The 5,424-nt window shown below is 41.7% G+C and carries 4 protein-coding genes and 1 pseudogene; 4 read left to right on the top strand and 1 reads right to left on the bottom strand.

The features are described 5' to 3' along the window. Nucleotides 1–901, bottom strand: a pseudogene (locus tag ACLL8Z_RS12345) (hypothetical protein); the annotation flags it as partial. Nucleotides 902–1,976: 1,075 nt separating this feature from the next. Between ACLL8Z_RS12345 and ACLL8Z_RS12340 the strand changes: the two are divergent. The 4 genes from ACLL8Z_RS12340 to ACLL8Z_RS12325 form a co-directional block, all read left to right on the top strand. Then, a complete protein-coding gene (locus tag ACLL8Z_RS12340) occupies nucleotides 1,977–2,336 on the top strand; it encodes a hypothetical protein (RefSeq protein WP_411275087.1) in 360 nt (119 codons plus the stop codon). A 194-nt stretch (nucleotides 2,337–2,530) separates the two neighbouring features. Then, the gene (locus ACLL8Z_RS12335; RefSeq protein ID WP_411275088.1) at nucleotides 2,531–3,391 is read left to right on the top strand and encodes a SusD/RagB family nutrient-binding outer membrane lipoprotein; all 861 of its coding nucleotides are present in this window, start codon (nucleotides 2,531–2,533) and stop codon (nucleotides 3,389–3,391) included. 39 nt (nucleotides 3,392–3,430) lie between these two features. Next, nucleotides 3,431–4,588 carry a mannonate dehydratase gene (locus ACLL8Z_RS12330; protein ID WP_411275086.1) on the top strand — a complete coding sequence of 386 codons (1,158 nt, stop codon included), beginning with the start codon at nucleotides 3,431–3,433 and terminating at the stop codon, nucleotides 4,586–4,588. A 60-nt stretch (nucleotides 4,589–4,648) separates the two neighbouring features. Continuing rightward, the coding region (locus ACLL8Z_RS12325) for a cation:dicarboxylate symporter family transporter (RefSeq protein ID WP_411275085.1) at nucleotides 4,649–5,424 on the top strand (776 nt) is incomplete at its 3' end.

The following is a 5,424-nucleotide window of genomic DNA, read 5'->3' as shown; positions in this document are numbered from 1 at the left end:
ATTGTACAGTTGGAAAATCATCAGTAAAGCTGTTATTGGTCAGTCGCACAGGATTGCTGCCATCAGGGTTCATGATATATATTTCAAAATAGGAAGCTACAGAGGGAGTTGAAAAGTCCCTACCACTGGTAAGGACGATTTTGTTTGTTTTTCTGCCCCAGGAAGGTCTTGCATCAATTGCGGGGGTATTTGTAAGACGAGATTGCTGACTGCCATCGGCGTTCATTACATATATTTCCGGATTTCCATCTCTTGAGCTCATAAAAGCCATCTTCATTCCGTCAGGCGACCATGTAGGCATTTGATCAAGCGCAGGGGTCGTGGTTAATTGTGTTACATTGCTTCCATCAGCATTCATCACAAATACATCGGTATTGCCCGATGCAATCAGTGACTGAAAAGCTATTTTGCTGCCATCAGGCGAAAACGTCGACCATTTATCATCCTGTGTGCGGTTAGTCAGTCGTGTTGGATTTGACCCATCGAAGTTTACAATATAAATTTCATGATTGCCATCGCGGTTGCTTGAAAAAATAATACGATTACTTGTCGGTAACCACTCAGGCCAGTCTTCATCTGCAGACGAAGTATTGGTTGCATTTCTGACATTTGAGCCATCAGCGTTCATCACAAAAATGTCTCTTGCTCCTGTTGTCCCTGATGCAAACGCAATGAATTTTCCATCAGCTGACCATGTTGCCCGTCCATCAGGTACATTGTTGTTAGTAAGTCGAACTAAATTCGTCGAGTTAGAATTCATAGCATAAATTTCATCATTGCCATCTCCGTTACTCACGAACAGAATAGTACGCCCAAGTTCTTCAGGTTGAGTTTCTTTTTTACAAGCATACAAGTTGAGTGCAAATAAGAGTGCTGCAAAGAAATTTAAATACTTTTTCATACATCAGGTTTTAAGTTATGTAAGTTATTGGTATTGACATCATTAGCATCCACTGCAAGAGGGTAAATCAAATATATTAAAAAAATATATGACTTTCGCAATAGTAGAGTCTGAAAAAAAATGGCAAATCAAAGGGTTTGGTTTACGATTTCTTGATGCAATATTCCATTCTACCGGATCTTACAAAACCCCTTAGGCAGTATGTTAACAGAAACCGTCTAATAAATTCTGCTGCAGGAAGTCTGATTATTTTTTTTCTAAGCTCCTTGTATCATCCTTACATTTAAAAATTACAGGATTCCCATTGGCGCAAATATGCAGGGTTAGGAAAAGGCAGATAGCTGAGGCTGTGATATGGTGGGATTTGTTCTCCTAGCTCAACGTATGAAAATTGTCTATAATCTATACCAGATAGCTCTGCTAACTTTTCCATAGATAAACTCCTCTCTTTCCTGAGCATTCTAATTCTTAGTCCAAAAGCTTCTATTAGTTCCGTATCCTTGGTCTTTATCACATTCCAAAGGAGTACCATTAAAAAAAGAGATACTATGAAGTTTATTTCATATTTTGCTTCGTCATTTTTTTAGAAATAATTGATTATAACTTAAACTTAAATCACTCAAAAATAAAAAAATCATTGGTTACATCTGCATATTAATAGCCGTGTTTAATGTCATTGGACTTATTTATTTAATGATTGCTAATCCAGACAAACTATCTAATAATTCAAGTTATTTCATAAAGAAAATAACGTTTGCAATTGCGGTAGGAGGGTTAGGCATTTGGTTAATACAAACTACAAGCGACAATAAGGACACCACTGAGTCACTTGAGAAGGGAGCGGAATAAGCTTAAACCTGTAGAACACATAAGTTATATCCCTTTTATAAATTCTTAAAATGACAAATTAAAAAAATAATAATTGGAAACATGTAGGAATAATGGGGGTTGGCGCAGTGGTCTTTAACCAGCTTCAAGGTTCACCAAATGTGTGGGTCAGCTTCTTGTTAATGTTGTTTACGATTGTGGCTCTTGTAATGCATTGTGAAGATTAATACAAATTCAGTGAATTCTAATGCACGAAGGTCAAAATATCGCCCGTATATATATCAAATGTGATTTTCAATGCGCCAAGTGCAATCACAAAACTACCGTTCTTATAGATAATAAATACACGCTGTTTGATCTTTATGAAGTAGACAGGCACTGTAATAGCTGTGGATTAGAGAAAGAGTTTGTTTGTGAAGGTACATTGATTGAGAGATATGATTGGCCTGATACAGGCGATGACCCTTGGCAGTTGCAGTGTGTTTATGTACCGGAGGAAGAGAAATACTGCACTGACTGTAGGGATGAGGAACCAATTCCAGATGACTGGAGAAAATTGGTGGTTGCCTGTAGTCAATGTGATGGAGACATGGTATCCATTGAATAGATAATACTAACTTTACATAAGGAGGAAATTGCATGTATAAACGCACCCTTATTTTTATAATAGCAAATAAGAGTTTAAAATATCAACCAGGTCATCTGAAAGTGCATAGATAGTACAATCCAATATTTAATAAGAGAAAGGGTGTTTAAAGTAGCTGTAAAGCAGAAAGTCATCCTTCTTACAAGCAGGGGGTACTGGTTCGAAATCAGAGAGGCATTTTCATTTCTCTACACAGAAACGCAAATTCAAGTTGGCTCCTTGGAGATTCAGGCTATAATAGTTGGTATTTAAAATGGTCCAAAACTTTTATTGATTATTTAAAGGCTACCAATGACCCAAGACTTAAACATATTGCCCGCACCAATGTCTGGATAAACCAGGTTGGCTCATCAATCCCAACTAACGCCTCAAACGGTGAACCCGCTGTTCAGAAAGGATTGCCAAACGGATTTAATGAATCAACAATTAACGATGGATTCAGTATATTTTACCATCCATCGTGGGCAGGTCCTGTTGGAGATGTGGCAAACGGCATGAACAGGTATTCGTCTCAAAATCCAGCCATGATCGCTAGAAATAGTTTAACGTATTTCCTGACCATTGCTGAATCTGAGCTTTTGCTCGCCGAAGCTGCCCAGCGATGGGGTAGTGCTTTCGGAACAGCTAAAGCTCACTACGATGCAGGAGTTACTGCTGCTATGGCGTCACTAAGCCAGTTTAATGCGTCTATGACGGTCACCCCAAGCGATATTTCCGCATATCTCGCATCTAATCCCTTTGTTCCGGCAAACGCTTTGGAAATGATCAACACACAATATTGGGCTGAAACCGGAGCTTCACTTAACTTTATAGAAGGTTGGTTTAATTGGAGGAGGAGCGGCTATCCCGTTTTAGTACCCGTGAAATATCCCGGAAACATAACAGGCGGCACCGTCCCAAGAAGATACACCTACCCGGTTGGGGAGGCGGCAACTAATGCTGAAAACCTTTCTGCGGCACAAGCAGCCCTGGCTGGTGGAGATAAATGGACTTCCAGAATGTGGTGGGATAAATAATTATTCAAAATATTACATACGACCTTACTAGTAAAGCAAATGAAGGAAACAGGAAAAAATCAGGAAGTTACATCAGAACGCTCGGGCTCTCCCCTTGCGCGTCGGGATTTTGCAAAAGTACTCGCGGGAAGCGTAATAGGACTTAGCCTTGCCGGAACAGCAGCTGCTGCTGAAACTGTGGTCAGTATCCCTGCACCGAAGAGGAACAACCTTATTCATGTCGGTGGAGATTATCATGTTGTGTTAGGCGGTCACTGGACTTCGAAATTGAACATGGAGTATCATCAGCGAATGGGTATTAAGCATTTTACGAATTTGATGAACGCCGGGAACTGGGATCTTGGAGAAATGAAGAAATGGAAGGCTGAATGCGACAAATACAATATGATTTGGGAGGCTATTCGTATGGATTCAAGCTATATTGCTATAGCTCCAGGCCCTGCTCGTGACAAAAAGATTGCCGAAATTATTGAGGACATTAAGAAGGCATCTGAGGTCGGTGTAAAAGTGATAACTATGCACTGGACGATGATCCCCATCAGAAGAAACGGGCACGCACCAGGGCGAGGCGGATCAAGTTACGAATCCTTTAAGCTAGAAGATAACTGGAAAGAGTTACCGGCGACAAAAAACGGCCCTCTCTCCTACGATGACTATTGGGAAAGAATCACTTTTTTTCTGGAGAATGTTATTCCTGTTTGTGAGAAATATGATGTGCGTTTAGGAGTCCATCCTTATGACCCACCAGGCTTGCCTCGTGGATATCAAGGTGTAGATAACTGGAACGGCGCCCCGGCTGGTATTTTCGAATCACTCAAGAAATATGAGTCAATAGTTGACAGCCCGTATAATGGACTTCAACTTTGCCTGGGAACGGTAATGGAAGGGCTAAAAAACCCGAGGACTGACCTTTTGCCAATTGTGAAGTATTTCGCAAAAAAAGGAAAGATTCATCAGATCCACATGCGGAATATCAAAGGAGGACTCGGTGATTTTCAGGAGGTCTATATAGATGAGGGGGAATCGGACTTTATAGAGGTGATCCGCGTCCTTCGCGATTCAGGCTTTGGATACTCAGTGTGCCCTGATCACGTGCCTACCCATCCCGACGATCCAGGGCGAGCTTTTGGCTTTGCACACGCTTTCGGTTATATACAAGCAATGATCGATTCTGCAAATTCAGAGGTAAGAGCCTGAACTTAAGCCTAAGATTCAAAACAGGATATCCGCCGTTTGCGGATATCCTTACTCTAAATTATGAGACGTGTAGTATCCCATCTTACCTTCCAGGTATTGCTTGCTATTGTCATCGGCGTGCTGGTGGGACTGAATTTTCCTGGATTCGCACCCCCGGCAAAGTTGATCAGCCAGACGTTTATCCATATGATCAGTATGCTCATCGCGCCGATCATTTTTCTGACTATCGTGCTCGGCATTGCTCAGATGGGCGACAGGAAAAAGGTTGGCCGGGTAGGAGCATCGATCTGGAGCCGATCCTCAATGCAAAGGGAGAAATTGTTTAAGAATAAGATGAATATGATAATTGCAAAGAAACTATTGTTAGGGCTCATGATGTTGTACTTTACGTTAACAGCAAATGCGCAGCAAACGTCCCAAGCCGAAACGTTAATCAATATAAAAGGCGTTGGTCTGCAGTATGATAGGGTTAGATTCAGCGTAAAGCCGGGCGAGAAGATCAGGCTTTCGCTTTCTAATGGAGATGACATGAGCCATAACTTGCTGATCACGGAATCGGGAGCGAGAGAAGAAGTGGTAAGCGCTGCTCTAAAAATGGGTGGCGATGGCCCTAAAGCAAACTATGTGCCGCCCGGGGCTAAGGTTTTGTGGTTCATTCCATTAATTGCACCGGGCGAAACTGCAGCGGTAAGCTTTACGGCACCGACAGTTCCTGGGGTATATCCATTTGTATGTACCGTTCCCGGACATGGCTTTGTAATGTTCGGGGCAATGTACGTAGGCAGGGAAATGCCACCCCAGAAAGATGATGTCAATATCCCTGAAAGCAGAAGAAC

Source organism: Daejeonella sp., assembly GCF_046590655.1.
Taxonomy (GTDB): Bacteria; Bacteroidota; Bacteroidia; order Sphingobacteriales; family Sphingobacteriaceae; genus Daejeonella.
This window is presented reverse-complemented; position numbering and strand designations above follow the sequence as displayed.